This is a genomic window from Enterobacter sp. 22466 (assembly GCF_052044775.1).
Taxonomy (GTDB): domain Bacteria; phylum Pseudomonadota; class Gammaproteobacteria; order Enterobacterales; family Enterobacteriaceae; genus Enterobacter; species Enterobacter dissolvens.
Map to the genome: position 1 here is coordinate 393,329 of NZ_JBQENX010000003.1, position 26,362 is coordinate 419,690.

Consider the following 26,362-nt stretch of genomic DNA (forward strand, 5'->3'; position numbering starts at 1 on the left):
GAGAAGAAACGATGTTAAATGTCGCTATCGTGGGAACAGGAAATATCTCGCATAACCATATTCAGGGTTATTTGCAGTTTGGCCAACGCTGCCGGATCGTCGCGCTGGTCGATATTTACCCGGAAAAAGCCCACGAGAAAAAAGCACGCTACAACCTGACGGACGCACGCGTGTATGAAAGCCACCAGCAGATGCTGGCGGCAGAGCCAGATATCGATATCGTCGATGTCTGCACGCCGCCCTACGTTCATGCAGAGATAAGCATTAATGCCCTCAATGCGGGTTGCCATGTGCTGTGCGAAAAACCGATGGCCGCCTCGCTGGAGGAGTGCGACGCCATGATCGCCGCACAACAGGCCAGCGGGAAATTGCTCGCCATCATCGCTCAAAATCGCTTTACCGATGCCTTCTGGCGTTTAAAAGCGGCGCTGGATTCGGGCCTTGCGGGCAAGGTGTGCCATGCCCAGGTGGACTCGTTCTGGTGGCGCGGACACTGCTACTACGACCTGTGGTGGCGCGGCACCTGGGAAAAAGAGGGTGGCGGCTGCACCCTTAACCACGCGGTGCACCACATCGACGCCATTCAGTGGATGCTGGGCTTTCCGTCCGAGGTGGTGGCTATGATGACCAACGTGGCGCACGACAACGCTGAAGTCGAAGATCTCAGCGCCGCAATTTTTAAATACCCCAGCGGCGCACTCACCCAGCTAACCGCCTCGGTCGTGCACCACGGGGAAGATCAAAAAATCATTATCCAGGGTGAAAAGGCGCGCATCTCCGCACCGTGGCAGGCCTTTGCCAGCGTCAGCGCTGATAACGGCTTCCCCCAGGAGGATCGGGACCTGGAGCGGGAAGCGCAGCTTAACGCCGTTTTTCACGAGACACCGAAGCTCGAATGGACGTTACACACCGGGCAGATTAACGACCTGCTTTATGCCATTGAGCACGGCGCGGCGCCGTTAGTGGATGGCCTGCAGGGCAAACGCTCGCTGGAGTTGATAACCGCGACCTATAAATCCGCCATCACCCGCTCCGTGGTTTCGCTGCCGATTCAATGCGATGACCCGTTTTACCGTACCGGTGGGACCAACGCCCTCGCCCCCCGTTTTTATGAAAAATCCGCAAGCGTCGCCAACTTCAGCGAAGTCGGGGCGATTCCCCTGGGCAAAGATCTGGATGAAGGAGTAACACCATGAACAAAAATGACGGCATGAACTACGCGCCGGTGGGTAAACCTCAGCCCGTTGTCAGGGAAGGAGAGTTTGTCTTTGCCGCTGCCGCGCTCGACCACGGTCATATCTACGGCATGAGCAACGGCCTGATTGAAGCGGGCGCCACGCTGAAATGGGTCTACGACCCCGATCCGGCAAAAGTAGACAAATTCATTCAGCAGTATCCGCAGGCCAGGGTTGCAGACTCCCTGGATGTCATACTCGCCGACGACGAGGTGCGTCTGGTGGCTGGCGCCGCCATTCCCGCGGAGCGCTGCGCGCTGGGGCTAAAAGCGATGGCCGCAGGCAAAGACTACTTCACCGATAAAGCGCCTCTTACTACCCTCGAACAACTGGCGGATGCCAAAGCCATGGTGGAAAAAACGGGCCGGAAATACGCCGTGTACTACAGCGAGCGCCTGCACGTTGAGAGCGCGGTCTTTGCCGGACAGCTGGTGCAGCAAGGGGCCATTGGCCGCGTCGTACAAACGCTGGGGACGGGCCCGCACCGGGAAGGGACCGGCCGCCCGGACTGGTTCTACGATCGGCGCTATTTCGGCGGCATTCTGTGCGATATCGGCAGCCACCAGATTGAGCAGTTCCTGTTTTACACCGGCAACAGCGACGCTTCTGTGGTGGCAAGCCAGGTGCGCAACGTGAAACACCCGCAGTATCCCGCCTTCGAAGATTTTGGCGATGCCATGCTGAAAGGGGAAAACGGCGCCAGCGGCTATTTCCGCTGCGACTGGTTTACTCCTGACGGGCTCTCGACCTGGGGCGATGGCCGCCTGACGCTGCTCGGCACCGAAGGCTATATCGAGATCCGCAAGTATGTCGATCTTACTCGTGGCGAACAGGACGTGGTGTATCTCGTCAATAAAGAGGGAGAGTTCCGTTATCCGGTCGCCGGCCAGGTCGGTTTCCCGTTCTTTGGCGAACTGATCCTCGACTGTTTGCATCGTACTGAACATGCCATGACCCAGGCTCACGCCTTTAAGGCGGCGGAGCTCTGCGTGAAGGCACAGATGCTGGCCAACGCCACGAACTAACAGGAGGCGACAATGAAGCTCCTGAACACGGCGGTGATAGGCGCCGGAGCGATTCACGGTTGCCACGTGAATGCGCTGCGCCAGCTCCCCAACGTTGCGCTGCGTGCGCTGGCAGATATCGACAGCGTCAAAGGTCTGAAGCTGGCATTGGGCTATCAGTGCCGCTTCTACCAGGATTACCGGGAAATGCTGCTGGATGATGCCATCGACGTGGTCCATATCTGCACGCCGCACTTTGAGCATAAAAGCATGGTTCTGGCGGCCCTCGCCGCCGGAAAGCATGTTTTTTGCGAAAAACCGGTGGGCATGAACAGCAGCGAACTGGTGGATATCTCCCGCGCCGCTGACCAGGCGTCGGGTCTGCTCGGCGTGTGTTATCAGAACCGGCTCAACCCCACCAGCCTGCGCATTCGTCAGGCGCTGGACGAAGGCGAGCTGGGAAAAATGCTCAGCATCAAAGCGGTGCTGACGTGGTCGCGCTCGGGTGCGTACTACACCCGGAGTCCGTGGCGTGGGCGACTGGCTACGGAAGGGGGCAGCCTGCTGATCAACCAGGCCATTCATACCCTCGACCTGATGCAGTGGTTCGCCGGCGGCGTGACGCATGTGAAAGGCGTGGTGGATAGCGGTGAGCTGGCGGACGTGACGGAAGGCGAAGACAGCGCGATGGCCACGCTGCACTTTGGCAACGGCGCGCGCGGCCTGTTTTACGCCAGCAACTGCAATACCACCGATTCCCCGCTTCTGATGGAGATCCACTGCGAGCAGGGCTCGCTGCTGCTGAACGACAACACGCTCTGGCGCGTGACGCCGGGCGAGCGCGTCAGGCTCACCTGCGACGACTCCCCGGACGGTTCGGTCAAAAGCTACTGGGGGCTGGGCCACCAGCAGGCGATCCGTCGTTTTTATCAGGCTATCACTCACCCCGGTTACACGGATTACACCGATGTCGGTGAAGCCGGGAAATCACTCACCCTTGTGGAGGCTATTTATCGTTCATCTCAATTACGGCAATGGATAGAAATCACTAAATAGAACGTAATTTGTATTCCAGCAGTAAATAAAAAACGACCCGGCAGAACGGGTTAATCATTACCCTACACTGGATATTATTATGGTCAAACCAACTGAACGTAGAGTGGGTTATGGCGTGGCGCTCGGCTACGGTATAACCGATCTGTTTGGCGGAGGCGCTTTCGCCATTATCGGCACCTGGCTTTTATTTTTTTACACCACCTATTGCGGGCTCTCTGTCGTCGAAGCGGGTTCGATCTTTGCTATTGCCCGCGTCATTGATGCGTTATTAAGTCCGATTATGGGTTATATTACTGATAATTTCGGTGATACCTGGCTCGGGCGTAAATTTGGTCGTCGCCGCTTCTTTTTATTACTTAGTTCGCCGCTGATGTTTCTGTATGCCCTGCTGTGGCTGACAGACATGGGTTACTGGTATTACCTGGGCACTTACCTCTCTATTGAGCTATTGTCAGCGATGGTGCTGGTGCCCTGGGAAACCCTGGCCGCAGAAATGACTAACCGGTATGAAGAGCGTAGCCGTCTCTCCGGCGTGCGCATGATCTGCTCCCAGCTCGGCGGCTTTCTTGCGGTTTCCGTACCCGGCGTCATTATGCAGTTCACGGGTAAAGATAATCCGTTTACCTATACGCTCACCGGGCTGATATTCTCCTGCGTCTTCTGTATTGCGGTATTTATTACCTGGTACACCACCTGGGAAGCGAAAGATGTGCAACAGGAGTCCACGTTTAAAGTGGATAATCAGCGCAGCAGCGGAATCGTTAATCACCTGAAATATCTGGTGCTGGATCTCTTTTCCTCTTTCCGTATTCGTGCGTTTCGCCTGCATATTATTATTTATATCTTTTCGTTTACGGCGATGGACGTATTCGGTTCGGTGTTTACGTATTATGTCGTGTATTGCCTGAGCCAGGACGCGGCAGCCGTGTCGGGCTGGCTGAGCGTTGCGGCTTTCGCCTCGGTACCTGGCACGTATGGATTTATGCTGCTCCTGAACCGGCTGAACATGACGCCGTCTGGCGCCCTGCGTCTCTCCTACAGCTGTATTTTCCTGGTCCTGGCGTTCCTGTTTACGGTCTACCTGACCAAAACCCAGGTGCCCACACTGCTGTTCTCGGCGGTCTTTATCCTGCTCGGTGCCGCGCGCTCTGGCCTCTATTACATACCGTGGAACATCTACAGCTTCATTCCGGATATTGACGAGATGGTGACGCAGCAGCGCCGCGAAGGGATTTTTGCCGGAGTGATGGTCCTGACCCGCAAAAGCACCGTGGCGATCGCCATCATGATTATTGGCCTGGTCCTGCAGGAGTCCGGCTTTGTGAAGGGCGGCGGCGCACAGCCTGAAAGCGCGCTGGGGGCGATTATAGGCCTGATGATCTTCGCGACGGCAGCCCTGCTGGCGGTGAGCTTCTTCACTACCTATAAGTTCAAGCTCACCCGCGAGACGCATAAACTGCTTCTCAAGGAGATTGCCCGCCGTAAGCTGGGCGGTGATTACCGCGACTGTGATGCCAATACCCGTGTGGTGATAAAACAGCTCACAGGCTATGAGTACGATCAGGTGTGGGGAGGCGATGCTGCCCGTCGTGCGGTGAACAACGTCGGGTTATCAGCCGCAAAATAGAGCGTCTCGCCGGGCCGGATCCCCGCCTGCCCGGCCTCTTACTAGCTGTAATGTTAGACCTATAAGTGGATTTAGATTCATTGAAATAATTTTTATTTTACAGAGTCAAGTATTTCACTTAAAAAGTCATTGAAATTATCAAAGGAACCATATATCGACTCTGTAGAGGCATTGTCGCGAATTTCAAATAAATTCATTTTTGTATCATAAGTAAACAATGACATTCCATCCTCCCCAATAACTAATCGTTCTTGTAATTCGGGATCTAAATAATCATTATTGCGATAAAATTCATTCATAATGAACAAATTTTTAACTATTGGTTCTGGAATTGATAAACTAAACATTGTCAGCCCATTATACTCAAATCCATCCATGGTTTTGATGAATGTAGTATAATCAGGCTGATTCACTAAAAGAAGACAAGTTTCATTCCCGATTTGATCCAGTATTGGTGATGCAGTATTTCTATGTCCTTTTGTTAGACTATCAAGAAATGATGTGTTAATAGGTTGCTGTACTGGGTATTCTAAATCAGTCATCATCTTTCTTAATTCTATTAGTAGATCTGTTACATTTGATTTCATTTTCATACCCATCAAATTATTTAAGCGGATAAATCGAGCCAGTAGGCATAACCCATGGAGTTACTTTGCTGTCTCCCGGTAGCATACCTCTTGTCGATGTTCTCTGCATATTTGTTAACACCTTATGAAACGGTTCTTTTTCAATCAATGATAAGTTATCAAAGGCATTTGTGCCACCATCATCCAATGGTAGTTTATGATGAACTTCCCAGCCATCTGGTACTGTACCCTTACTCATTTTGAACAAATCTGAAGGTTCGAAGACGTTAGCTGCATCTGAAGAATTGGATAATTGATTAAGAAATTTCTTCCTCACTGTATTATTAAATTCTTTCCTCAGCAACATAGTTTCAGAAGGATCACGTTTTATGTAATTTATTTCTTTCACTTCTATATTGTTTAATAGTTTTGTCTCTCCCCTTACTTTACCTAAGTAGTTATACACTTCTCCAAAAGACTCACTATTAGGTCGTTTCGCTAACAGAATTGAAGCCGCCGCAATAGCTGTACCTGCTGTCTGTTCATTCAATACTTGTTCATATCCCTTAACAGCATCTCCACCTAACTGCTCAGCTGTTTTCCTGAAACCTTCAACGTTACCATTGTAGACACCGCCAGCCGCCAGTAGACGTCCTGCAGCCTTGCTGTTAATTGCCTGGTATGTCGGCTCAGAAGCGGGGGCTGATATGCCACCTGAGAAAGATAAAGCAAACGAAGTTGGGCGGGGCTTTCCTGAACGGTAGTATCTGCACCCTACAGAATTCCTGTACTCTCTCAGGATCCGTTCAGCCCCGTTCATTTCAAACACATGGAAATTCCTGCAGATAAGCTGGCCTTCTTCATCAATATAGAAAAGTTCTCCAGGGGAACCGTAACGGTTTAACATCACAACTTCACCTCTGAAGACAAGGTATCTCAGCCGCCTTTCTGTGTTGAATCCATTAGCATGATTGTTCTGATAAGCGTAGCTGCGTGAACAGGATGGTCGTGGCCTGAGCCCTTCGACATGATAATGATCACGGTACCTGTCATCGAATTCATACTACTGTCTGATGTAATCCCATGTGACAGAAGGGCGAGTAATCAACTCATACTTCTCTGGTTCAAGGTTATCCCTGGACAGGTAAAACACGTTAAATCCCGGTAAGCTAAAACTCATACCAACTCCTTTTGGTAACGATCTGCGCATTTTATAACCACAACGTATTGAAAACAAATGATTGTTTTGTCTGCTCCCCGCGGGTTTCCCATGAGTACACCAAAATGTGACCTCTGGCAGGTTTACATCTCTTTACGCTATACTAGCCGCTGAAATAATCAGCTCAACGCTACGAGCTGACGTTCAATGTGTTTCCACACAAATGGTATCAACTTCCCTTCCGAGGATCTGGCGAGAAGCCGGATAAACTATGTTAAACAGTATTTTAGTAATACTTTGTCTGATAGCCGTCAGCGCATTTTTCTCGATATCCGAGATCTCGCTGGCCGCGTCCCGTAAAATCAAACTTAAGCTGCTTGCCGACGAAGGCAACATCAATGCTTCCCGTATCCTGAAGATGCAGGAAAATCCTGGAACGTTCTTCACCGTGGTACAAATTGGCCTGAACGCGGTCGCTATTCTCGGCGGTATCGTGGGGGATGCAGCGTTTTCTCCGGCCTTTTACAGCCTGTTCGTGCAGTACATGTCCGCCGAACTTGCCGAGCAGATGAGCTTTATTCTCTCCTTCTCGCTGGTCACCGGGATGTTCATCCTGTTCGCTGACCTGACCCCGAAACGCATCGGTATGATTGCGCCAGAAGCTGTGGCTTTGCGTATCATCAACCCGATGCGCTTCTGCCTGTTCGTGTTCCGTCCGCTGGTGTGGTTCTTCAACGGCCTGGCGAACGTCATCTTCCGCATCTTTAAACTGCCGATGGTGCGTAAAGATGACATCACCTCCGACGACATTTACGCCGTTGTAGAAGCCGGTGCGCTGGCCGGGGTGCTGCGTAAGCAGGAGCATGAGCTGATCGAAAATGTGTTCGAGCTGGAATCCCGTACCGTGCCCTCTTCCATGACGGGCCGTGAAAGCGTGATTTGGTTCGATCTGCATGAAGACGAGCAGAGCCTGAAGAATAAAGTCGCGGAGCACCCGCACTCTAAATTCCTGGTCTGTAATGAAGATATCGACCACATCATCGGCTATGTGGACTCCAAAGATCTGCTGAACCGCGTGCTGGCGAACCAAAGCCTGGCGCTCAACAGCGGCGTGCAGATCCGCAATACCCTGATTGTACCGGACACGTTGACGCTCTCTGAAGCGCTGGAAAGTTTCAAAACCGCCGGTGAAGACTTCGCCGTTATCATGAACGAATACGCGCTGGTGGTGGGCATCATTACCCTCAACGACGTCATGACCACGCTGATGGGTGACCTGGTCGGCCAGGGTCTGGAAGAGCAGATTGTGGCGCGTGATGAGAACTCATGGCTGATTGACGGCGCAACGCCAATCGACGACGTGATGCGCGTGCTGGATATCGACGAGTTCCCGCAGTCAGGCAACTACGAGACCATCGGCGGCTTTATGATGTTTATGCTGCGTAAAATCCCAAAGCGCACCGACTCGGTGAAGTTCTCCGGCTACAAGTTTGAAGTGGTGGATATTGATAACTACCGCATCGACCAGTTGCTGGTGACGCGTATTGATAACAAACCGACCGTGCTGGTGCCGAAACTGCCGGATGCGGAAGAGAAGGTGTCAGCGTGATAACAAAAGGGCAGTGATTAACTGCCCTTTCTTTTTTCACTCATATGCAGTACGTATCTGACAATGATAAAAAAATTTAGAACGGTGATGAATCCATATATATAAAACTATAGCCTGCAACGTTCTTAAATTTAAAGATGTCACCACTAACCTTAAGATGGATAGAATTATCTTCAATTTTTACATACACATCTGAGGCGGTAGTCACCAGGAAAGGTTCATAGCCACTTCTTAGATCATTTAAAAAATCCGCATCCGATTTTTTCGCAGAGTATAGGTAATATTGGTATACATATGGAGTGGTTGCTCCAGCACTACTTTCAGTAATAATTAAAGTTGACAAGTCACCAACTTTTTCTCGACGTATAATATCCTGTTCAAGGTAAAGAAACTCATCAACTACACGCCATATGCCACACCCTAACAAAATAATCATGACGATTATATATAGCCACTTCTTTTTAAAAACCAGAGCGTTGAGCATAGTCTATTCCTGCTCTAATCCATGTCTGATCGGTTGGATCATCCCCATGTGAATCTGGCCCTTGATAATTTTTAAAACCAGGGTCGCTGGTCCCTGCAAGAATTTGAGCAAGTCCAGCTGCCCGCAATAATATCTCGGGTTGAATTCCGGCGGCAATGCCTACCGCTCCGAAATGAAAATTCCCAAAATTTTCGTATTGCCTGCCTAATATGTTTTTATAATCCCAAGGGCCATGCCCTCTTACTTGCTTATAAAACCATAAGTAGGTCAGCGCTGACGGGCCATAATGGAACCGCGCAATCATCATGTTGTTTGATAACGAAACGCCAGGTGGAGAAAATGAAGAAATATCATAAGGAGGTTGAGGCTTAACAGCGATCGCTGGACGTCTCATGTTATGCCCTTTCGTTCCAGCTATCGGAAAAGAGCAAATTCCCATCACAGTGTTTCCATGTTATTTTTTCATATCGCATCTCAACACATTCAAGGTGATTATGTTTCTCTTTCGAAGCATCTTTCGTATCATGCATGACAGGCGAAACACCGACAATTTTTACGTTTTCAAGAAACATGTTGTTATACTCAACTTCCTGACCCGCATCGTTAATACAATACCATTTAAACTCTGCGCTTATTAACGTTTGACCGCTACAAACCGCCTTGAACAGATAGGGAGATGAACAATCAAATTCTTTCATAAAGAGGATACTTGAGTGCTTCCTTGTTCCGGTAATTTTTCCTGTCAATGGATCTGTTGGAATAGATACATTATGTGAAAACCCATTTACCTCTATACTTGACTCTCTATCTTGTACGTCAACAGCACCTTTTATTAACGCACCACCGTCATCCTTCAGCCATAAATAAGCAGGAATAGCCATCCTTATAACTCCTTTTCGTTAATGAGATGAGCATTCTTTATGCGTTATTCAATAAGGCCAATAGAGAATCAATTTTTTATTGTTTTATATCAAAGCGAGAGCACTGAAAGAGCGTTTAAGAATAACTACACAAACGCATACTTCCTCTGGAAAGTGGCAACCAGAAATTTACCGATACAACAGAGTCAGAATTATACTTCCCCCCACAAACATCAACGGCTCCCATCGGGAGCCGTTTTTTTTAACTACTGCATAGCACGTTGGTTAAGCCATCTCAGTTTGCAGACGCATAACCTGACGGTTGACTTCGGACATCACAGACAAGTGCTGTTTGTCCTTCACTTTTGGGACAAGGATCTTGCCCTTATCAAACTCAAAAGCGCCAACATCCTTGATATACAACCGTCCACGGAACAGGATCTTCACGTACTTCGCCACCTGAAGCGGGTTGTAGCGTTGGAAAATTTTCATTCTTGTATCTCCTGCGAATCATACGCTCTTGCGGCGCCACAATCGGCCCGACTGTTCTGAGCGCAAATTTTGTTGCCCAATGACTATAGACCAGAACTACGTTGTTACCCAGTGTGCATAAGTTTATTTACCGTTTGATTACAATTATTCAGAATAATCTTTTCAAACTGTGACGACAGGCAGTATAAGCCGTCATTTTTTCATGGATATGTGCGTTCGCCCGCAAACTGGCATCGGGATTGCGGGAAAAGCCCATTGATCGCACTTATGATTAAAAGCGTAAGACCAAGTGGTCGGATCACCTGCATACAATAAGGAAACACCATGACCCTACGTAACATTCTTGCAGCCGCATGCCTGCTCCTGCCCCTGTGGGCGAGTGCCCACAACATTGAAAAAGGACAACGCGTACCGCCAGTCGGCATTGCTGACCGGGGAGAATTGATTCTCGACAATGATAAGTTTAGCTACAAACCGTGGAATAGCGCGCAACTCGCGGGCAAAGTGAGAGTTGTACAACATATTGCCGGTCGTACATCTGCAAAAGAGAAAAACGCAAACCTGGTGGAAGCGATCAAGGCCGCAAAATTCCCGCATGACCGCTATCAGACCACCACCATTGTGAACACCGACGATGCCATCCCTGGCTCCGGGATGTTTGTGCGCTCAAGCCTTGAGAGCAACAAAAAGCTCTACCCGTGGTCGCAGTTTATTGTCGACAGCAACGGCGTGACGCGCAAAGCCTGGCAGCTTGAGGAAGAGAGTTCCGCGATTATCGTGCTGGATAAAAATGGCCAGGTGCAGTGGGTAAAAGACGGGGCGTTGACCCAGGAAGAGGTGCAGCAGGTGGTTGATCTGCTGCACAAGCTACTGGCTCAGTAAAGAGAGACCCGGAAGCCTGGATTGAGGAATGATTCGCGCGGGGTGTAGTCCAGCGGCTTGCCCTGCCAGTCATGAACATGCGCACCCGCGGCCGCGGCTACCGCATGGCCGGCTGCCGTGTCCCAGATGTTCGTCGGCCCGAAACGCGGGTAGAGCTGCGCCTGCCCTTCCGCCACCAGGCAGAATTTGAGCGATGAGCCAATCGACGTTGTCTGGTGCTCACCCAGCTGTTGCAGGTACTCCTCCAGCTCGCTGTCGCTGTGCGAGCGGCTGATAACCACCAGCGGAGGACGCGCATCGCGCACCTGGATTGGCTTACGCACGCCGCACTCTTCCTTCCAGGCTTTGCCTTCCGCAGCGCTGTACATCACTTTCATTACCGGCGCGTAGACCACCCCAAGCACCGCTTTGCCCTTGTCGATCAGGGCGATATTCACGGTGAATTCACCGTTACGCTTGATAAACTCTTTGGTGCCGTCAAGAGGATCGACCAGCCAGTAACGCTGCCAGTGCTGGCGCTCATCCCAGCTCTGCGGCGCTTCTTCGGAAAGCACGGGGAGCTCTGGCGTGAGTGCCTGTAGCCCTTTCATGATCACGCCATGCGCCGCGATATCCGCCGCTGTGACCGGGGAATCATCCGCCTTGCTGACGACATTCATCGGTTGTGCGCCATCATACACCTGCATAATGGCATCACCCGCATCCCGTGCGAGCTGACAAATTTTATCTAACATTATCCACCTCTTCGTTAACGCAGTGGGCATAACTCGTTGTTTTATTTATATCGTAATGTGAACAATTCCGCTATCTGTGAAGCAATTCCGGTTTCATCGCCCTTTTTTCTGGCAGGATTCACACTTCTGTAAGCAACAAACGATAGATACATATTCTTTTGTGGCCTGGATCGAAAAAAGGACTCCTCTGATGATTAAGTTTAGCGCAACGCTCCTGGCGACGCTGATTGCAGCGAGCGTACAGGCGGCGACGGTCGATCTCCGTATTCTGGAAACCACCGACCTGCACAGCAATATGATGGACTTCGATTACTACAAAGATACCCCTACGGAAAAATTCGGACTGGTACGCACGGCAAGTTTGATCAATGCCGCCCGCGATGAAGTGAAAAATAGCGTTCTGGTCGACAACGGTGATTTGATTCAGGGGAGTCCGCTGGGTGACTACATGGCGGCAAAGGGGCTGAAAAAAGGCGAGATCCATCCGGTGTATAAAGCAATGAACACCCTGGATTATACCGTCGGCAACCTCGGGAACCACGAATTCAACTATGGTCTGAAATACCTGCACGATGCGCTGGCAGGTGCAAAATTCCCGTACGTTAACGCCAATATCATCGACGTTAAGACCAAAAAGCCGCTTTTCACCCCTTATCTGATTAAAGAGACCGAGGTTGTTGATCAGGACGGTAAAAAGCAGACGCTGAAAATTGGCTACATCGGCTTTGTACCTCCCCAGATCATGACCTGGGATAAAGCCAATCTCACCGGCAAAGTCACCGTTAACGACATCACCGAAACGGCGCGTAAATACGTACCGGAGATGCGTGAAAAAGGGGCGGATGTTGTGGTCGTTGTCGCCCACTCGGGCCTCTCGGCCGATCCGTACCAGGTGATGGCGGAAAACTCAGTTTACTACCTGAGCGAAGTGCCGGGCGTGGACGCGATCCTCTTCGGCCACGCTCATGCGGTCTTCCCGGGTAAGGATTTTGCCAGCATCAAAGGGGCAGACATCGACAAGGGAACGCTCAACGGCGTGCCGGCGGTAATGCCCGGCATGTGGGGCGACCATCTTGGCGTGGTGGATCTGGTGCTCAATAACGACAGCGGCAGCTGGAAGGTGACCGGATCCAAAGCCGAAGCGCGCCCCATTTACGATGCTGCCGCCAAAAAATCACTGGCGGCTGAAGACCAAAAACTTCTCGACGTGCTCAAACATGACCACGACGCCACCCGCGAATTCGTCAGCAAGCCGATCGGCAAATCCGCCGACAACATGTACAGCTATCTGGCGCTGGTACAGGATGACCCAACCGTTCAGGTGGTCAATATGGCGCAGAAAGCCTATGCCGAACATTTTGTTCAGGGCGATCCGGATTTAGCCAACCTGCCGGTGCTTTCCGCCGCCGCACCGTTCAAAGTGGGCGGACGTAAGAATGACCCGGCCAGCTACGTTGAAGTGGAAAAAGGCCAGCTGACGTTCCGTAACGCCGCCGATCTCTATCTCTATCCGAACACGCTGGTCGTGGTTAAAGCAACGGGTAAAGAGGTGAAAGAGTGGCTGGAATGCTCCGCCGGGCAGTTTAACCAGATCGATCCGAAGAGCAGCAAGCCGCAGTCGTTGATTAACTGGGACGGGTTCCGCACCTATAACTTCGACGTTATCGACGGGGTGGAGTATCAGATTGATGTCACCCAGCCCGCGAAATATGACGGCGAGTGTCAGGCCATTCATCCGCAGGCAGAGCGCATCAAAAACCTGACCTTCAAGGGCAAGCCTGTCGATCCGGCGGCCACCTTCCTGGTGGTGACCAATAACTATCGCGCGTATGGCGGCAAATTTGCCGGCACCGGCGATAGCCACATTGCCTTTGCATCCCCGGATGAGAACCGCTCGGTGCTGGCCGCCTGGATCAGCGCAGAGTCGAAAAAGGCGGGAGAGATTCATCCGGCGGTCGATAACAACTGGCGTCTGGCCCCGATCCACAGCGATACCCCACTGGATATTCGCATTGAAACGTCCCCGTCGGATAAGGCTGCGGCGTTTATTAAGGAGAAGGCGCAGTATCCGATGAAGAAGGTGGCGACGGATGATATCGGGTTCGCCATTTATCAGGTGGATTTAAGTAAGTAAAAGCAAAACGGCAACGCACGTTGCCGTTTTTAGTGTTTATTCCCTCTCCCTGTGGGAGAGGGTTAGGGTGAGGGTATCAGACCGCACATTCCCGGCTTTTACGCTGCCCGCTCATCCCGGCTCGCCATCACCTTCGGCGTATTCACCTCTATCCAGTCCGCCAGCGCGGCCACTTTCTCGCTCACCTCTACGCCAAGCGGCGTCAGGCTATACTCAACGTGCGGCGGTACAACAGGATACGAAACGCGATCGACAAAACCGTCATGCTCCAGTGCCTGCAACGACTGGGCCAGCATCTTCTCGCTCACACCGCCCATTTTACGGCGCAGATCGCTGAAGCGATGCGTTCCCTCACGTAGCGCCACCAGGATCAGAACCCCCCAGCGGCTGGTGACATGTTTGAGCACCTCTCTGGACGGGCACTGCTCCGCGAAGAGATTACCATCGCGCATTTGTTCGCTGAGTGTCGGTATCGTCATTTAATACTTACCTTTTTGTACGTACTTACTAAAAGTTAGTTATGGTGCTAGTGTGCCACAACACCAGACAAAAACGAAGGAGATTGATCATGATCGCGATTACCGGCGCTACCGGCCAGCTTGGCCGCCTCGTTATCGAACAGCTGTTAAAAACCGTCCCGGCAAACCAGATTGTGGCTATTGTGCGTAACCCGGCGAAAGCGGAAGCTCTGAGCCAGCAGGGTATTGTGGTTCGTCAGGGCGATTACACCGACCAGGCCGCGTTGACCACGGCACTGAAGGGTGTGGAGAAACTTCTGCTGATCTCATCCAGCGAAGTGGGTCAGCGCGCCACGCAGCACCAGAACGTCATCAACGCTGCCAAAGCGACTGGCGTGACATTTATCGCCTACACCAGCCTGCTGCATGCGGATAACTCACCGCTGGGCCTGCACGTTGAGCACGTTGCCACTGAAAAAGCGCTGGCGGCATCCGGCATTCCTTATGCCCTGCTGCGCAACGGCTGGTATACCGAAAACTACCTGGCGAGCGCGCCGCCTGCGCTGGAACACGGCGTGTTTATCGGTGCCGCAGGTGAAGGCAAAATCGCCTCAGCCACCCGAGCGGATTACGCGGCGGCGGCGGCAAAAGTGGTTTCGGAAGAGGGCCACGCTGGCAAGGTCTATGAACTGGCAGGCGACAGCGCGTGGACGCTGAGCGAACTGGCGGCTGAACTGAGCAAGCAGAGCGGTAAACCGGTGGTTTATCAGAACATGAGCGAAGCGGATTTCGCCGCTGCGCTGAAGAGTGTCGGCCTGCCTGCCGGGCTGGCGGATATGCTGGCGGACTCTGATGTGGGCGCATCTAAAGGCGGGCTCTTTGACGATAGCCACACGCTGAGCAAACTGATTGGGCGACCAACGACCTCACTGGCGGAGAGCGTCAAGACCATCCTGTAATTGTTACGGATTGGTTATTTTTTGTGGCATCCCCTCGGGTCATCTCTGATAATGAAGCGATGACCCACGAGGAGAATCAGCGTGCAAGGCGTACCGGAACAATTTAGCGATGAGAGAGACAGCGCGTGCTTTCGCCATCTGGCGCAGTTGCCGGGTCTGGAACTTTATCACGCGCATATCGCTGACTACGCCTTTGAGCCTCACACGCACGAAGCCTTCGGCATCGGCACCATCGAAACCGGTGCCGAGCGCTTTCGCTATCGCGGTACCCAGCACCTGGCCGCTGAAAAATCCGTTGTCACCATGAACCCGGACGAGATCCACACCGGAGAATCGGCCACCGAAGGCGGCTGGCGCTACCGGATGGTCTACATCGAACCCGCTTTACTGGAAGAGGTGACTGGCCTGCGTCACTGGTGGTTTAGCGACGTGACCCGCCACGACCCGCTGCGTTCGCAGCAAATCGGCCAGCTGATTTACGGCCTGTGGCATACCCAGGACCCGCTTGCGCAAAAAGGACTGCTGCTGGATCTGATTGAGACCTTCCAGCCGCTGGCCCATCACGCCCCAATAATTAAGGAAGGCGCGCACCGGTTCGAACGGGTGCGCGAGTATCTGCACGACAACTATATGCACGCCGTGACGCTGGACGAGCTGGCCAACGTGGTTTCCCTCAGCCCTTACCATTTTCAGCGCCAGTTCAAAGCCCATTTCCACGTTACGCCGCACCAGATGCTGATGGCTATTCGCCTGTGGCGCGCCAAAGTGTTTCTTACGCACGGCATGCCTGCCGCTGAAGTGGCCGCCGCGACCGGGTTGACCGATCAGTCGCATTTAACCCGCGCCTTTACCCGCCGCTACGGCATCACCCCCGTCCGCTACCAGAAGCAGGTCACCCGGCGCTGATGCGCAATCTCATACAATACGCGTGCAATCCCCCCTTCTACACTGAGTACAAAGTAAACCGATGTGGATGGAAAAATGATTAGTGGCGTGTTGTATGCCCTGCTGGCAGGGCTGATGTGGGGGCTGATTTTTGTTGGCCCGCTGATTGTGCCCGAGTATCCGGCAGCCCTGCAATCGACCGGCCGCTATCTGGCGCTGGGGCTGATTGCCCTGCCGCTGGCATGGCTGGGTCGTACGCGTTTACGTCAGCTCAGCCGCCAGGACTGGATGACCGCGCTGGCGCTGACCATGATGGGCAACCTTATCTATTACGTCTGTCTGGCGAGCGCCATTCAGCGTACCGGTGCCCCGGTGTCGACCATGATTATCGGCACGCTGCCCGTCGTCATCCCCGTCTTTGCAAACCTGCTGTACAGCCAGCGCGATGGCAAACTGGCATGGTCAAAAATGGTGCCCGCGCTGATCTGCACGGGTGTCGGGCTGGTCTGTGTGAACATTGCCGAGCTTCGCCACGGGCTCACTGATTTCAGCGTCTGGCGTTATGGCTCGGGGATCGGTTTAGCGTTTATTTCCGTCGCCTGCTGGGCCTGGTATGCCCTGCGTAATGCGCGCTGGTTGCGGGAGAATCCGGATAAACATCCAATGATGTGGGCAACGGCGCAGGCGCTGGTGACGCTGCCAGTCTCGCTGGTGGGTTATGCCGGGGCGTGTATCTGGTCTGCTCAGCAACAGCCGGACTTCGCCCTGCCCTTCGGGCCGCGGCCGTGGGTCTTTGTCGGGCTGATGATCGCTATCGCTGTGCTCTGTTCCTGGGTGGGGGCACTGTGCTGGAATATCGCCAGCCAGAAACTGCCAACGGTGATCCTGGGGCCGCTGATTGTCTTCGAAACGCTGGCCGGGCTGCTGTACACCTTCCTGATGCGCCAGAGCGTACCACCGCTGTTAACGGCCTGCGGAATAGTGCTGCTGGTGATGGGGGTAGTGATGGCGGTAAGAGCGAAGCCGGAAAAACCGATGGTCGTTCCGGCGTCGGAGATGTGAGGCGTTTGCAGGGCCTGCAAAAACGTAGGCCCGGTCAGGCGTAGCCGCCACCGGGCAGGCCTTTAGAACGTTTCCCAGTTAGCTTCAGACGCAGAAGCGACGGGCTGCGCCTTTGGCGTATAGGTTTTTACCGGAGCCGCCTTAACCGCCTGGCTGCGGGCAATTTTAAACACCGCTACCGCTTCGTTCAGGCGTGCCGCCTGGTCTTCCAGCGCGGCCGCTGCGGCCGCAGACTCTTCCACCAGCGAGGCGTTCTGTTGGGTAACACGATCCATCTCAGCTACCGCCTGGCCCACCTGATCGATCCCGCGGCTCTGCTCATCAGACGCAGAGGCGATTTCGCCCATAATGTCAGTGACGCGAGTCACGGCGTTAACAATCTCCGCCATGGTCGCTCCGGCCTCGTTCACCAGCTGCGAGCCTGCGTTAACCCGCTCACCAGAGTCATCAATCAGCGCTTTGATCTCTTTCGCCGCCTGGGCGCTGCGCTGAGCGAGCGTACGCACTTCACCCGCAACCACCGCAAAGCCACGCCCCTGCTCACCGGCGCGCGCCGCTTCAACCGCCGCGTTCAGGGCCAGAATGTTCGTCTGGAAGGCAATGCCGTCAATGACATTGGTAATTTGCGCAATTTTGCTGGAGCTGGTGGCGATTTCGTCCATGGTACGGACGACGCCTTCCACAACGTTACCGCCCTTCTTCGCCGTTGAGGAGGCATCAAGCGCCAGACGGGAAGCCTGACGGGCATTGTCGGCGTTTTGTTTCACCGTTGCCGTCAGCTGCTCCATACTGGCAGCCGTCTCTTCCAGCGAGGCAGCCTGCTGTTCGGTACGGGAAGAGAGATCGTTACTGCCCGCAGAGATTTCCCCCGCACCGGTGTAAATGGTATCCGCACCTTCACGCACCACGCCCACGGTGTTTGCCAGCGCGGTTTGCATCTCCTGGACGTTTTGCGCCAGCACGGCCATCTCGTTTTTACCCTCAGCATGGATCGGCTGGGTTAAATCACCGGCGGCAATGGCGCGGATATGGCTTATCACATCCTGCAGCGGCAACAGCAGCACACGGCGCATGGCAATCCAGCTGGAGATAATCACGACAATCACCAGCAGCATGACCGCAGAGAGGATCCACAGGATACGCTTGTAATCGCTTTCGTTATCTTTGATCCCTTTGTCCGTAAGCACGGCCTGGGCTTCACGCCATTCCCGGTACACGTTTTGCATCGCAGTCTGTTTCTGCTCTGCATTCTGCTTGAACATCTCTTCCAGATTGCCCTGAGAGAGCAAAACGTTCATTTGGGTCAGCGTCGCGGAGTAATTGCGATACTGCTCTTCCAGGCGATTCGCCAGGTTGGGATCCAGCCCTGGGGTATTCGGTAAGGCATAGTATTTGTCGTAATGAGACTGGGCATTGGCCAGCAGGTTTTTCGCCGTGTTCACCAGCTCGTTGAGCTGCCCGCCGTTAATCTGCGAGGCCATGCTGCTTTGCAGACGCAGCATGCCGCGGTTCAGGGTGACGCGCGCCTGGTTCAGGCTAATCCATGCATCGGTAAACTCCGCCACGTTCTTGCTGGATAGCTGCGACACGGTGAAGTTATCTTTGTCGTTATTCAGCGCGTTAATAAAGATACCGGCGGAGACGAGTTGCATGATGCCGAGCACAAGCAGCACCGAAATCAAAAGGGTAATGACTTTTATACGTTTAAACATGCGTTGCCTTTGTTATATGCAGGTTGTCTGACGTGGATATATCGGCAGGCGCGGCGGGTTGTTTACTGTTTCTCCACTGTAAAAAAGTTTCTAAAGTCATTTTCTGCGTTCATTCAGTGAGTTAAACGCGGGAATTTTTTTGTGATCCACATCGCATTTTCACCCTTGCCTCTAAAGGGTTATAGCACTGCCATAAAGATGCATTTAATATGCATCTTATATTCTTGATGATGAGGTAACTGCTATGGCCTTCCGCGACCAACCCCTCGGCGAGCTGGCGCTCTCCATCCCTCGCGCTTCTGCGCTGTTTCGTAAATACGACATGGATTACTGCTGCGGCGGTAAGCAAACCCTGGCACGTGCGGCCTCGCGCAAAGAGCTGGATGTCGGGCTCATTGAAGCGGAACTGGCGCAGCTGGCAGAGCAGCCCATCGACAAAGACTGGCGCACGGCCCCGCTTGCCGAAATCATCGACCACATTATCGTGCGTTACCACGACCACCACCGTGAACAGCTGCCGGAGCTGATCCTGCAGGCGACCAAAGTGGAGCGCGTACACGCCGACAAACCTTCCGTGCCGCGCGGCCTGGCGAAATACCTGACCATGCTGCATGAAGAACTCACCAGCCACATGATGAAAGAAGAGCAGATCCTCTTCCCGATGGTCAAACAGGGAATGGGCAGCCAGGCGATGGGGCCAATTAGCGTGATGGAAAGCGAACATGACGACGCGGGTGAGCTGCTGGAAGTCATCAAACACACCACCAATAACGTCACGCCGCCGCCAGAAGCCTGCACCACATGGAAAGCGATGTACAACGGTATTAACGAGATGATCGACGACCTGATGGAACACATCAGTCTTGAGAACAACGTTCTGTTCCCGCGAGCATTGGCAGGGGAATAAAAAAGGCCACTGAAGCCTGATGACAGGGAGAGGGTGCAAAAACTATAAACGGCAACCGAAGTTGCCGTTTTGCTTTTACCTTACGCCTGCCATTCGTTTCTTACCAATGAACAGCCAGCCCAATCCAAGCGCAATGAACCACAGCGGCGTGACGATCAGCGCCTGACGGGTGTCATCTTCCAGCGTCAGCAGAACCAGCACGAACGCGAAGAATGCCATACACACCCAGCACATCAGCTTGCCCAATGGCATCTTGTAGATTGATTTCTCGTGCAGGTGTGGGCGCTGTTTACGATACACCAGGTACGAACAGAGGATGATCGTCCAGACGAACATAAACAGGATCGCCGAGACGGTGGTGATCATGGTGAACGCACCGATGACGCTCGGGTTCACGTAGAGCATCACCACACCACCCAGCAGGCACATGCAGGAGAAGGTCAGCCCTTTCGCCGGTACGGCACGCTTAGAGAGTTTGGCAAACGCGCTCGGCGCAACGCCTTCCTGCGCCAGGCCAAACAGCATGCGGCTGGTTGAGAACACACCGCTGTTCGCCGACGACGCTGCAGATGTCAGCACCACGAAGTTAATCAGGCTCGCTGCCGCAGGCAGTCCCACCAGCACGAACAGCTCAACGAACGGGCTCTTGCTTGGCACAACGGAGCTCCACGGCGTCACGGACATAATAATGATCAACGCGAAGACGTAGAACATGATGATACGAACCGGAATGGAGTTGATTGCGCGCGGCAGGGATTTTTCCGGGTCTTTGGTTTCCGCAGCGGTGGTTCCGACTAGCTCAATCCCCACAAAGGCAAACACCGCAATCTGGAAACCGGCAAAGAAGCCGCTGATGCCTTTCGGGAACCAGCCGCCGTCATTCCACAAATGGGTAAACGAAGCCTGTACGCCGGTTGGCGACTGGAAATGCGTCAACACCATTACCAGGCCCACCACAATCAGCGCCACAATAGCGACAATCTTGATCATCGCGAACCAGAACTCCATCTCACCGAACATCTTAACGGTGGCGAGGTTGAGGCTCAGCAGCAGAACAATCACCGCCAGCGAGGCGACCCAGTCCGACAGACCGGGGAACCAGAACTGCGCATAAGCGGTAATGGCGACGACATCCGCCATGCCGGTCACGACCCAGCAGAACCAGTAGGTCCAGCCGGTGAAATAACCCGCCCAGGGGCCGAGCAGGTCGGAAGCAAAATCGCTGAAAGATTTGTATTCGAGGTTGGAGAGCAGCAATTCACCCATTGCACGCATCACGAAAAAGAGCATAAAACCGATGATCATATAAACGAAAATGATCGACGGCCCGGCAAGACTGATGGTTTTGCCTGAGCCCATAAACAGCCCGGTACCGATGGCACCCCCGATGGCGATAAGCTGAATATGACGGTTTGTGAGATTGCGCCGTAGCGACTGTTCAGACGTCGCCTCTTCTGTCGCGGCGACTTTGACCTGATCTACCATGTAATTTTCCTGTTTATGCCTGTCTGTGTTGTTAAGGCTCTTCTGGCCTTTAAAACGTCAAATAAATGACGGTCCCTCTGTAAGGGTTTATCGATATTAGGTAAGAATCGGCGGGATGAATACTATGATTTAGATATTATGTTAATAATATGTTGGAAGTGAGTGTCATATCACTCATACAGCGCGAAACAGCTCACAAAAATACACGCAACAGTTTCGTTTGCAAGATAAAATATTGATTCCTTCGTAACTATAGGTTTTAACACTATTTTCCTCTCCCCGGACGGAGAGAGGAAATAAGAAAAGCCGATTACAGGATTTCCAGCAGCTCGACTTCAAACACCAGGGTGCTGAATGGCGGGATGGATGCGCCAGCGCCACGCTCACCGTACGCCAGGTTGTGCGGGATAGTCAGTTCCCATTTGGAGCCGACTGGCATCAGGGTCAGGGCTTCAATCCAGCCTGCGATAACGCCGTTAACCGGGAATTCAGCCGGTTCACCGCGTGCAACAGAGCTGTCGAACACCGTACCGTCGATCAGTTTACCGGTGTAGTGCACGCGAACGTGGTCAGTGCGTGCCGGGATAGCGCCGTCGCCCTGATTGATTACGCGGAACTGCAGGCCAGACTCGGTGCTGTTCACGCCTTCACGCTCACGGTTCTCTTCCAGATATTTCACGCCTTCTGCCGCCATCTCTTCGAAGCGCGCGCGACGCACTGCGTCAGCACGTTCGTGGATTTCACGCAGCGCACGGTGCACAACATCAACCGGAACGGCTGGCTGTTTGCCTTCCAGCGCGTCAGCGATACCCGCCACCAGCGCTTCTGGTAACAGACCTTCCAGGCCGGATTCGCTCAGTTGCTGTCCTACCTGCAAGCCGATACCGTAACTTGCCTGCGCTTCGATAGTGTCAAAAGTCGGGGTGGTCATGGGTTTTCCTTCCATCACATTTAAAGTAGCGGGCAGCATAGCAGCCATGCCCTTATGGGTAAAACTTTGTCTGAAGTTAAGGTGACAAACTGCGACGAAACAGAAACAATAGAGGTAACCAGGATTAATCCCGAACGGATGTCACGGATGTCGGGTTTGCTACGCCGTTCAGGCAGTTAGCGAACTATACTTCGGAGCACAGGATAAAAAAGACGCGGAGCAGGAGGAGAGCCATGCCCGGGCGATTTGAACTGAAACCTACCCTGGCGAAAATCTGGCAGGCGCCGGACAATTTTCGCATTATGGACCCGCTACCTCCCCTGCATCGCAGAGGGATCATCATTGGTGCGCTGCTGGTGATCGTCGGTTTCCTGCTCCCTTCTGGCGGCGATGATGTCGACACCGCGCCAGTCACCCGCAATGCGCAACTGGATCTTCAGTCGCAAACGCGTCCGCAACCTGACGCGCAGCCTATGCAGACACAGCTTGTGACGCCGTCTAACGATCCGGGTCAGGTTGCTCCGGTTGAGCCAGAGCCGATTCAGGAAGAACAACCGCAGGAGCAGGCCGTCACCCCGTCTGAACCACAGACACAGCAGCCCACCGGTATTGAGCAGCAGTGGCGTTCCTACCGCGTAGAGCCGGGTAAAACGCTTGCTCAGCTGTTCCGCGACCACAACCTGCCACCAACCGATGTCTATGCGATGGCCCAGGTAGAAGGTGCGGGCAAGCCGCTCAGTAACCTGCAGAACGGCCAGATGGTGCAGATCCGTCAGAATGCCAGCGGCGTGGTCACCGGGCTAACGATTGATACGGGTAATGGCCAACAGGTGCTGTTTACCCGCCAGCCAGACGGCAGTTTTATCAGAGCACGGTAATGGCGTAGGCCGGGTAAGGCGAAGCCGCCACCCGGCACTTTTGTTCTCAGGCACTTCGTTTATTCACCCACCAGATCCCCGAGCAGACCAGCACCAGCGCAATCGCGTATTTAATCTCCAGGATGTTTTCCCCCAGGAAAATAGCGGACAGTACCGTCCCGGCGACGGGGATCACAAAGTTGAACGGGGCAATCATACTGACGCGGTTCACTTTCAGCAGGGCGCTCCACAGAGCGAAGGCGACGGATGAGAGCAACGTCAGATACCCCAATACCGCCACCGCGGTGAGGCTATGCACTTCCAGCGTCCCACCCGTGGCATATCCCCCTGCCACCAGGGCAAGACCACCAATACCCAGTTGCCAGCCGGTCATCACCGTCGGATCGACCGTCTGGGAGATACGTTTTCCGTACAGCGTGGCGGCGGAGAGGATGAACGCCGCCAGCACCACAAACCCGTCACCATTCCAGACAAAACGGAAATCACTGAGACCACTGTGGAAGTTCACCAGCATCACCCCGGCAAACCCCAGAATACAGCCCAGCGTTTTGTTATAGCTGAGCTTATCGTTGAGGTAGATAAAATGCGCCAGCAGTACGCTGAAGAAGGTGCCGGTGGCGTTCATGATCGAGCCATTAACGCCCGTGGTGTACGCCAGCCCGATATAAAAGAAGGTGTACTGAATGGTGGTCTGCGTCAGCCCCAGGATCGTAAGCTGACCAAACTGCGTGGGCGTGAGCCTGGCGATGGGTTTACGCTGAGCCAGCGCAAACAGCAGCAGCAATGCCCCGGCGAACAGAAAACGGTACCCGGCAAAGACGACTTTTGACGGAATATCATCGGTTGCGATCTGAAAGAGTTCATAGCCACTTTTAATGGCCGGGTAAGAGCTACCCCAGAGCAGACAGCAGAGCGTGGCGCAGGCGTAGGCTACATTGCGACGGGCAAAGACGGGCGTGGGCAGAGCAGTATCCATGGCAAATCTCAAAGATAAAATTGCGTTTCATTTTATTATCAGAGAATGCGTCAGGAATAGCTACCATACAAGATGTAAAGTGACGTTCTGCAGGCTTTAAAAAGCAAAACGCCGGCACAAGGCCGGCGCTTCGACGCGAGCAGAGTAAAAAATTACTCAGCTACAACGTTAACAACCAGTTTAGCGAACACTTCGCTGTGAACCTGGAAGTCAACTTCGTGCTCACCAGTGGTACGCAGAACGCCGTTCGGCAGACGAACTTCGCTCTTAGCCACTTTAACGCCTGCTGCAGAAACTGCATCAGCGATATCGCGGGTACCGATGGAACCGAACAGTTTACCTTCGTCGCCAGCTTTGGAAGCGATGGTAACAGTGCCCAGTGCGTTGATTGCTTCAGCGCGAGCGTTAGCAGCCGCCAGAACGTCAGCCAGTTTGGCTTCCAGCTCAGCACGACGTGCTTCGAAAAACTCTACGTTTTTCTTGGTAGCAGGAACAGCTTTGCCCTGTGGAACCAGGAAGTTACGAGCGTAGCCCGCTTTAACGTTTACCTGATCACCCAGGCTGCCCAGGTTTGCTACTTTATCAAGCAGAATAACTTGCATTACCTTATCCTCTTAAAGTCGTATTAATGGACCGTGCCCGATTACTGATGACGATCAGTGTACGGCAGCAGAGACAGGTAGCGAGCGCGTTTGATAGCGCGAGCCAGCTGACGCTGGTATTTTGCACGAGTACCGGTGATACGGCTTGGGACAATCTTACCGCTTTCGGTGATGTAGTTTTTCAGCGTTGCGATATCTTTATAGTCGATCTCTTGAACGCCTTCCGCGGTGAAACGGCAGAACTTGCGACGACGGAAATAACGTGCCATATGGCTAGTCTCCAGAATCTATCAAATCAATCTGCTCGGCATGCAGAACCATTTTGCTCAGACCGTTCTTTGCCTTGTGGCAAGAGATGAACCCCTGAACGATTACTGCACTACCGACCGTTAAACTGTGAGTAATGGCCTGGTTTTCGTGTCCGCTAATGATAACGGGCATTTGGCACCACGCCTGCCGGTGAAACCCGGCTTCCTCTTGCACAGAACGATGCTCAAGCACGAACTGGCAATGCGGAATTCCTGATGGACTGACCTTTCGAAGGGGAGCCCTGCATACGATGCCGGACAACGCCAGACGGTTGGTCATCAGAAATTACTCTTCAGAATCCCCAGCATCAGAATCATCTGCGGTTTCGTTTGCGAAATCATCGCGACGCTCACGGCGCTCGTCTTTCGCTTTAACCATCGGAGATGCTTCGGTAACTGCGTGTTTAGTACGCATAACCATGCTGCGGATAACGGCATCGTTGAAGCGGAAGTTAGTTTCCAGCTCATCGATCACTTCCTGCGGAGCTTCAACGTTCAGCAGAACGTAGTGTGCTTTGTGCAGTTTGTTGATCGGGTAAGCCAGCTGACGGCGGCCCCAGTCTTCCAGACGGTGGATCGTGCCCGCTGCTGCAGTGATTGCACCAGTGTAGCGCTCGATCATACCCGGAACCTGTTCGCTCTGGTCAGGATGGACCATAAAAACGATTTCGTAATGACGCATCGAATTGCTCCTTACGGATTATTCAGCCTCCTGTCTGGGTCAGCCGAGGCCCGGGGAGGCAAGGAACGTGTTAAAGGTCGGCTGAAAAATTGACGCGTCATAATACTTGCGCGCCCCTGGAAACTCAAGCTGATTGCACAAATAATTCGCACAAACCGCAAAGCTGGTCTAAGTGGGTGATTTAAAATTAATCGCATCAGGAGGCGTTGTTTTTTTGAACAACTGCATCAGAAATGGTCACGCATCCTCGCCGGATAAGTGATTACACTTTAATCAGAGACCATTTAAACACCGAAGGAGAGCAATCAACCGTCTCACAGCACGCAGTCGTGGAGCGCATATCATGAAAAAAATCGCAATTGCCGTAATGGCTGCGCTTTTGCTCAGTGCAAACGCGATGGCAGCCATCAAGATAGACAGCCGACAGGCCAGAAACATGGATGATGTGCAGAGCTTAGGCGTAATTTACATCAATCATAATTTCGCCACAGAGAGCGAAGCAGATCAGGCTCTTAATAAAGAAACCGATGCTCAGGGGGCAAATTACTATCACGTCATACTGATGCGTGAGCCCGGCAGCAACGGCAATATGCACGCCAGTGCAGATATTTACCGATAACCTTTTAACGCTAGCACCAGGAAAGCCAACAAAGAGAACATAGCCATAGTTTGACT

At 53.1% G+C, this 26,362-nt stretch carries 28 protein-coding genes and 1 pseudogene; 13 read left to right on the top strand and 16 right to left on the bottom strand.

From position 1 onward, the window contains the following. The first annotated feature begins 11 nt into the window (after nucleotides 1-11). The 4 genes from ACTJJI_RS11670 to ACTJJI_RS11685 all read left to right on the top strand — a co-directional run bounded on the left by ACTJJI_RS11670 (nucleotide 12) and on the right by ACTJJI_RS11685 (nucleotide 4,922). Nucleotides 12-1,196 (top strand): Gfo/Idh/MocA family protein, encoded by a 1,185-nt coding sequence (locus ACTJJI_RS11670; RefSeq protein WP_440654142.1) that lies wholly within the window; start codon nucleotides 12-14, stop codon nucleotides 1,194-1,196. Continuing rightward, the gene (locus ACTJJI_RS11675) at nucleotides 1,193-2,260 is read left to right on the top strand and encodes a Gfo/Idh/MocA family protein (RefSeq protein ID WP_014830425.1); all 1,068 of its coding nucleotides are present in this window, start codon (nucleotides 1,193-1,195) and stop codon (nucleotides 2,258-2,260) included. The genes ACTJJI_RS11670 and ACTJJI_RS11675 overlap by 4 nt, the downstream gene beginning before the upstream one ends. Nucleotides 2,261-2,272: 12 nt before the next feature. Beyond that, nucleotides 2,273-3,295, top strand: a complete 1,023-nt coding sequence (locus ACTJJI_RS11680) for a Gfo/Idh/MocA family protein (protein ID WP_440654144.1) — start codon at nucleotides 2,273-2,275, stop codon at nucleotides 3,293-3,295. A gap of 79 nt (nucleotides 3,296-3,374) precedes the next feature. Beyond that, nucleotides 3,375-4,922, top strand: coding sequence for an MFS transporter (locus tag ACTJJI_RS11685; protein ID WP_014830423.1), 1,548 nt, complete (start codon nucleotides 3,375-3,377; stop codon nucleotides 4,920-4,922). 92 nt (nucleotides 4,923-5,014) lie between these two features. On the opposite strand, the gene ACTJJI_RS11690 is transcribed toward ACTJJI_RS11685, so the two are convergent. Continuing rightward, the gene (locus tag ACTJJI_RS11690; protein ID WP_394327179.1) at nucleotides 5,015-5,509 is read right to left on the bottom strand and encodes a YrhA family protein; all 495 of its coding nucleotides are present in this window, start codon (nucleotides 5,507-5,509) and stop codon (nucleotides 5,015-5,017) included. Nucleotides 5,510-5,525: 16 nt separating this feature from the next. Next, nucleotides 5,526-6,170 (bottom strand): annotated as a pseudogene (locus ACTJJI_RS11695) (HNH endonuclease signature motif containing protein); the annotation flags it as partial. A gap of 748 nt (nucleotides 6,171-6,918) precedes the next feature. On the opposite strand from ACTJJI_RS11695, the gene ACTJJI_RS11700 reads away from it, so the two are divergent. After that, nucleotides 6,919-8,256 (top strand): hemolysin family protein, encoded by a 1,338-nt coding sequence (locus ACTJJI_RS11700; RefSeq protein ID WP_013095324.1) that lies wholly within the window; start codon nucleotides 6,919-6,921, stop codon nucleotides 8,254-8,256. Between the two features lie 76 nt (nucleotides 8,257-8,332). Here ACTJJI_RS11700 and ACTJJI_RS11705 read toward each other — a convergent pair whose 3' ends face one another. The 4 genes from ACTJJI_RS11705 to ACTJJI_RS11720 all read right to left on the bottom strand — a co-directional run bounded on the left by ACTJJI_RS11705 (nucleotide 8,333) and on the right by ACTJJI_RS11720 (nucleotide 10,092). Then, nucleotides 8,333-8,740, bottom strand: a complete 408-nt coding sequence (locus tag ACTJJI_RS11705; RefSeq protein ID WP_153908224.1) for a hypothetical protein — start codon at nucleotides 8,738-8,740, stop codon at nucleotides 8,333-8,335. After that, complete coding sequence (locus tag ACTJJI_RS11710; RefSeq protein ID WP_072058346.1) at nucleotides 8,718-9,134, bottom strand: polymorphic toxin type 44 domain-containing protein; 417 nt, start codon at nucleotides 9,132-9,134, stop codon at nucleotides 8,718-8,720. The genes ACTJJI_RS11705 and ACTJJI_RS11710 overlap by 23 nt, the downstream gene beginning before the upstream one ends. Nucleotide 9,135: 1 nt before the next feature. Continuing rightward, nucleotides 9,136-9,621: an Hcp family type VI secretion system effector gene (locus ACTJJI_RS11715; RefSeq protein WP_063412890.1), complete on the bottom strand. Its 486-nt coding sequence runs from the start codon at nucleotides 9,619-9,621 to the stop codon at nucleotides 9,136-9,138. Between the two features lie 264 nt (nucleotides 9,622-9,885). Continuing rightward, nucleotides 9,886-10,092 (bottom strand): DUF1107 domain-containing protein, encoded by a 207-nt coding sequence (locus tag ACTJJI_RS11720; protein ID WP_008501430.1) that lies wholly within the window; start codon nucleotides 10,090-10,092, stop codon nucleotides 9,886-9,888. Between the two features lie 324 nt (nucleotides 10,093-10,416). On the opposite strand from ACTJJI_RS11720, the gene ACTJJI_RS11725 reads away from it, so the two are divergent. After that, nucleotides 10,417-10,974 carry a YtfJ family protein gene (locus ACTJJI_RS11725; protein WP_013095323.1) on the top strand — a complete coding sequence of 186 codons (558 nt, stop codon included), beginning with the start codon at nucleotides 10,417-10,419 and terminating at the stop codon, nucleotides 10,972-10,974. On the opposite strand, the gene cysQ is transcribed toward ACTJJI_RS11725, so the two are convergent. After that, entirely contained in the window at nucleotides 10,968-11,708 is a 741-nt protein-coding gene (gene cysQ / locus ACTJJI_RS11730) for a 3'(2'),5'-bisphosphate nucleotidase CysQ (protein ID WP_323283095.1), read from the bottom strand. The genes ACTJJI_RS11725 and cysQ overlap by 7 nt on opposite strands. A 190-nt stretch (nucleotides 11,709-11,898) precedes the next feature. Here cysQ and ACTJJI_RS11735 point away from each other — a divergent pair, with 190 nt between their 5' ends. Next, a complete protein-coding gene (locus ACTJJI_RS11735) occupies nucleotides 11,899-13,842 on the top strand; it encodes a bifunctional 2',3'-cyclic-nucleotide 2'-phosphodiesterase/3'-nucleotidase (protein WP_050859667.1) in 1,944 nt (647 codons plus the stop codon). 98 nt (nucleotides 13,843-13,940) lie between these two features. Here ACTJJI_RS11735 and ACTJJI_RS11740 read toward each other — a convergent pair whose 3' ends face one another. Next, a complete protein-coding gene (locus tag ACTJJI_RS11740; RefSeq protein ID WP_014830416.1) occupies nucleotides 13,941-14,321 on the bottom strand; it encodes a winged helix-turn-helix transcriptional regulator in 381 nt (126 codons plus the stop codon). An 89-nt stretch (nucleotides 14,322-14,410) separates the two neighbouring features. Between ACTJJI_RS11740 and ACTJJI_RS11745 the strand changes: the two genes are divergently transcribed. The 3 genes from ACTJJI_RS11745 to ACTJJI_RS11755 all read left to right on the top strand — a co-directional run bounded on the left by ACTJJI_RS11745 (nucleotide 14,411) and on the right by ACTJJI_RS11755 (nucleotide 17,206). After that, complete coding sequence (locus tag ACTJJI_RS11745; RefSeq protein ID WP_014830415.1) at nucleotides 14,411-15,259, top strand: SDR family oxidoreductase; 849 nt, start codon at nucleotides 14,411-14,413, stop codon at nucleotides 15,257-15,259. A gap of 81 nt (nucleotides 15,260-15,340) precedes the next feature. After that, a complete protein-coding gene (locus tag ACTJJI_RS11750) occupies nucleotides 15,341-16,165 on the top strand; it encodes an AraC family ligand binding domain-containing protein (RefSeq protein WP_440654151.1) in 825 nt (274 codons plus the stop codon). Between the two features lie 75 nt (nucleotides 16,166-16,240). Further along, nucleotides 16,241-17,206: a DMT family transporter gene (locus ACTJJI_RS11755; protein WP_014830403.1), complete on the top strand. Its 966-nt coding sequence runs from the start codon at nucleotides 16,241-16,243 to the stop codon at nucleotides 17,204-17,206. 62 nt (nucleotides 17,207-17,268) lie between these two features. On the opposite strand, the gene ACTJJI_RS11760 is transcribed toward ACTJJI_RS11755, so the two are convergent. Further along, nucleotides 17,269-18,918 carry a methyl-accepting chemotaxis protein gene (locus ACTJJI_RS11760; RefSeq protein ID WP_046887583.1) on the bottom strand — a complete coding sequence of 550 codons (1,650 nt, stop codon included), beginning with the start codon at nucleotides 18,916-18,918 and terminating at the stop codon, nucleotides 17,269-17,271. A 244-nt stretch (nucleotides 18,919-19,162) separates the two neighbouring features. Here ACTJJI_RS11760 and ytfE point away from each other — a divergent pair, with 244 nt between their 5' ends. Continuing rightward, the gene (gene ytfE / locus ACTJJI_RS11765) at nucleotides 19,163-19,825 is read left to right on the top strand and encodes an iron-sulfur cluster repair protein YtfE (protein ID WP_440654154.1); all 663 of its coding nucleotides are present in this window, start codon (nucleotides 19,163-19,165) and stop codon (nucleotides 19,823-19,825) included. 75 nt (nucleotides 19,826-19,900) lie between these two features. On the opposite strand, the gene cycA is transcribed toward ytfE, so the two are convergent. Continuing rightward, nucleotides 19,901-21,310: a D-serine/D-alanine/glycine transporter gene (cycA, locus tag ACTJJI_RS11770; protein ID WP_013095311.1), complete on the bottom strand. Its 1,410-nt coding sequence runs from the start codon at nucleotides 21,308-21,310 to the stop codon at nucleotides 19,901-19,903. 310 nt (nucleotides 21,311-21,620) lie between these two features. Further along, nucleotides 21,621-22,241 carry an FKBP-type peptidyl-prolyl cis-trans isomerase gene (fklB, locus tag ACTJJI_RS11775; protein WP_008502892.1) on the bottom strand — a complete coding sequence of 207 codons (621 nt, stop codon included), beginning with the start codon at nucleotides 22,239-22,241 and terminating at the stop codon, nucleotides 21,621-21,623. Nucleotides 22,242-22,474: 233 nt separating this feature from the next. On the opposite strand from fklB, the gene ACTJJI_RS11780 reads away from it, so the two are divergent. Beyond that, on the top strand, nucleotides 22,475-23,119 hold the full coding sequence (locus ACTJJI_RS11780) for an OapA family protein (protein WP_014830399.1): 645 nt from the start codon (nucleotides 22,475-22,477) through the stop codon (nucleotides 23,117-23,119). Nucleotides 23,120-23,165: 46 nt separating this feature from the next. On the opposite strand, the gene ACTJJI_RS11785 is transcribed toward ACTJJI_RS11780, so the two are convergent. The 5 genes from ACTJJI_RS11785 to rpsF all read right to left on the bottom strand — a co-directional run bounded on the left by ACTJJI_RS11785 (nucleotide 23,166) and on the right by rpsF (nucleotide 25,687). Next, nucleotides 23,166-24,095 carry a DMT family transporter gene (locus tag ACTJJI_RS11785; RefSeq protein ID WP_014830398.1) on the bottom strand — a complete coding sequence of 310 codons (930 nt, stop codon included), beginning with the start codon at nucleotides 24,093-24,095 and terminating at the stop codon, nucleotides 23,166-23,168. Nucleotides 24,096-24,247: 152 nt separating this feature from the next. Next, complete coding sequence (gene rplI, locus ACTJJI_RS11790) at nucleotides 24,248-24,697, bottom strand: 50S ribosomal protein L9 (RefSeq protein WP_008502894.1); 450 nt, start codon at nucleotides 24,695-24,697, stop codon at nucleotides 24,248-24,250. Nucleotides 24,698-24,738: 41 nt separating this feature from the next. Beyond that, complete coding sequence (rpsR, locus tag ACTJJI_RS11795) at nucleotides 24,739-24,966, bottom strand: 30S ribosomal protein S18 (RefSeq protein WP_000135199.1); 228 nt, start codon at nucleotides 24,964-24,966, stop codon at nucleotides 24,739-24,741. A gap of 4 nt (nucleotides 24,967-24,970) precedes the next feature. Continuing rightward, nucleotides 24,971-25,285, bottom strand: a complete 315-nt coding sequence (gene priB, locus ACTJJI_RS11800; RefSeq protein WP_008502895.1) for a primosomal replication protein N — start codon at nucleotides 25,283-25,285, stop codon at nucleotides 24,971-24,973. A 6-nt stretch (nucleotides 25,286-25,291) separates the two neighbouring features. Next, a complete protein-coding gene (rpsF, locus tag ACTJJI_RS11805) occupies nucleotides 25,292-25,687 on the bottom strand; it encodes a 30S ribosomal protein S6 (protein WP_014830397.1) in 396 nt (131 codons plus the stop codon). Nucleotides 25,688-26,030: 343 nt separating this feature from the next. Here rpsF and yjfY point away from each other — a divergent pair, with 343 nt between their 5' ends. Then, on the top strand, nucleotides 26,031-26,306 hold the full coding sequence (gene yjfY / locus ACTJJI_RS11810; RefSeq protein WP_014830396.1) for a DUF1471 family protein YjfY: 276 nt from the start codon (nucleotides 26,031-26,033) through the stop codon (nucleotides 26,304-26,306). Nucleotides 26,307-26,362: the final 56 nt, after the last annotated feature.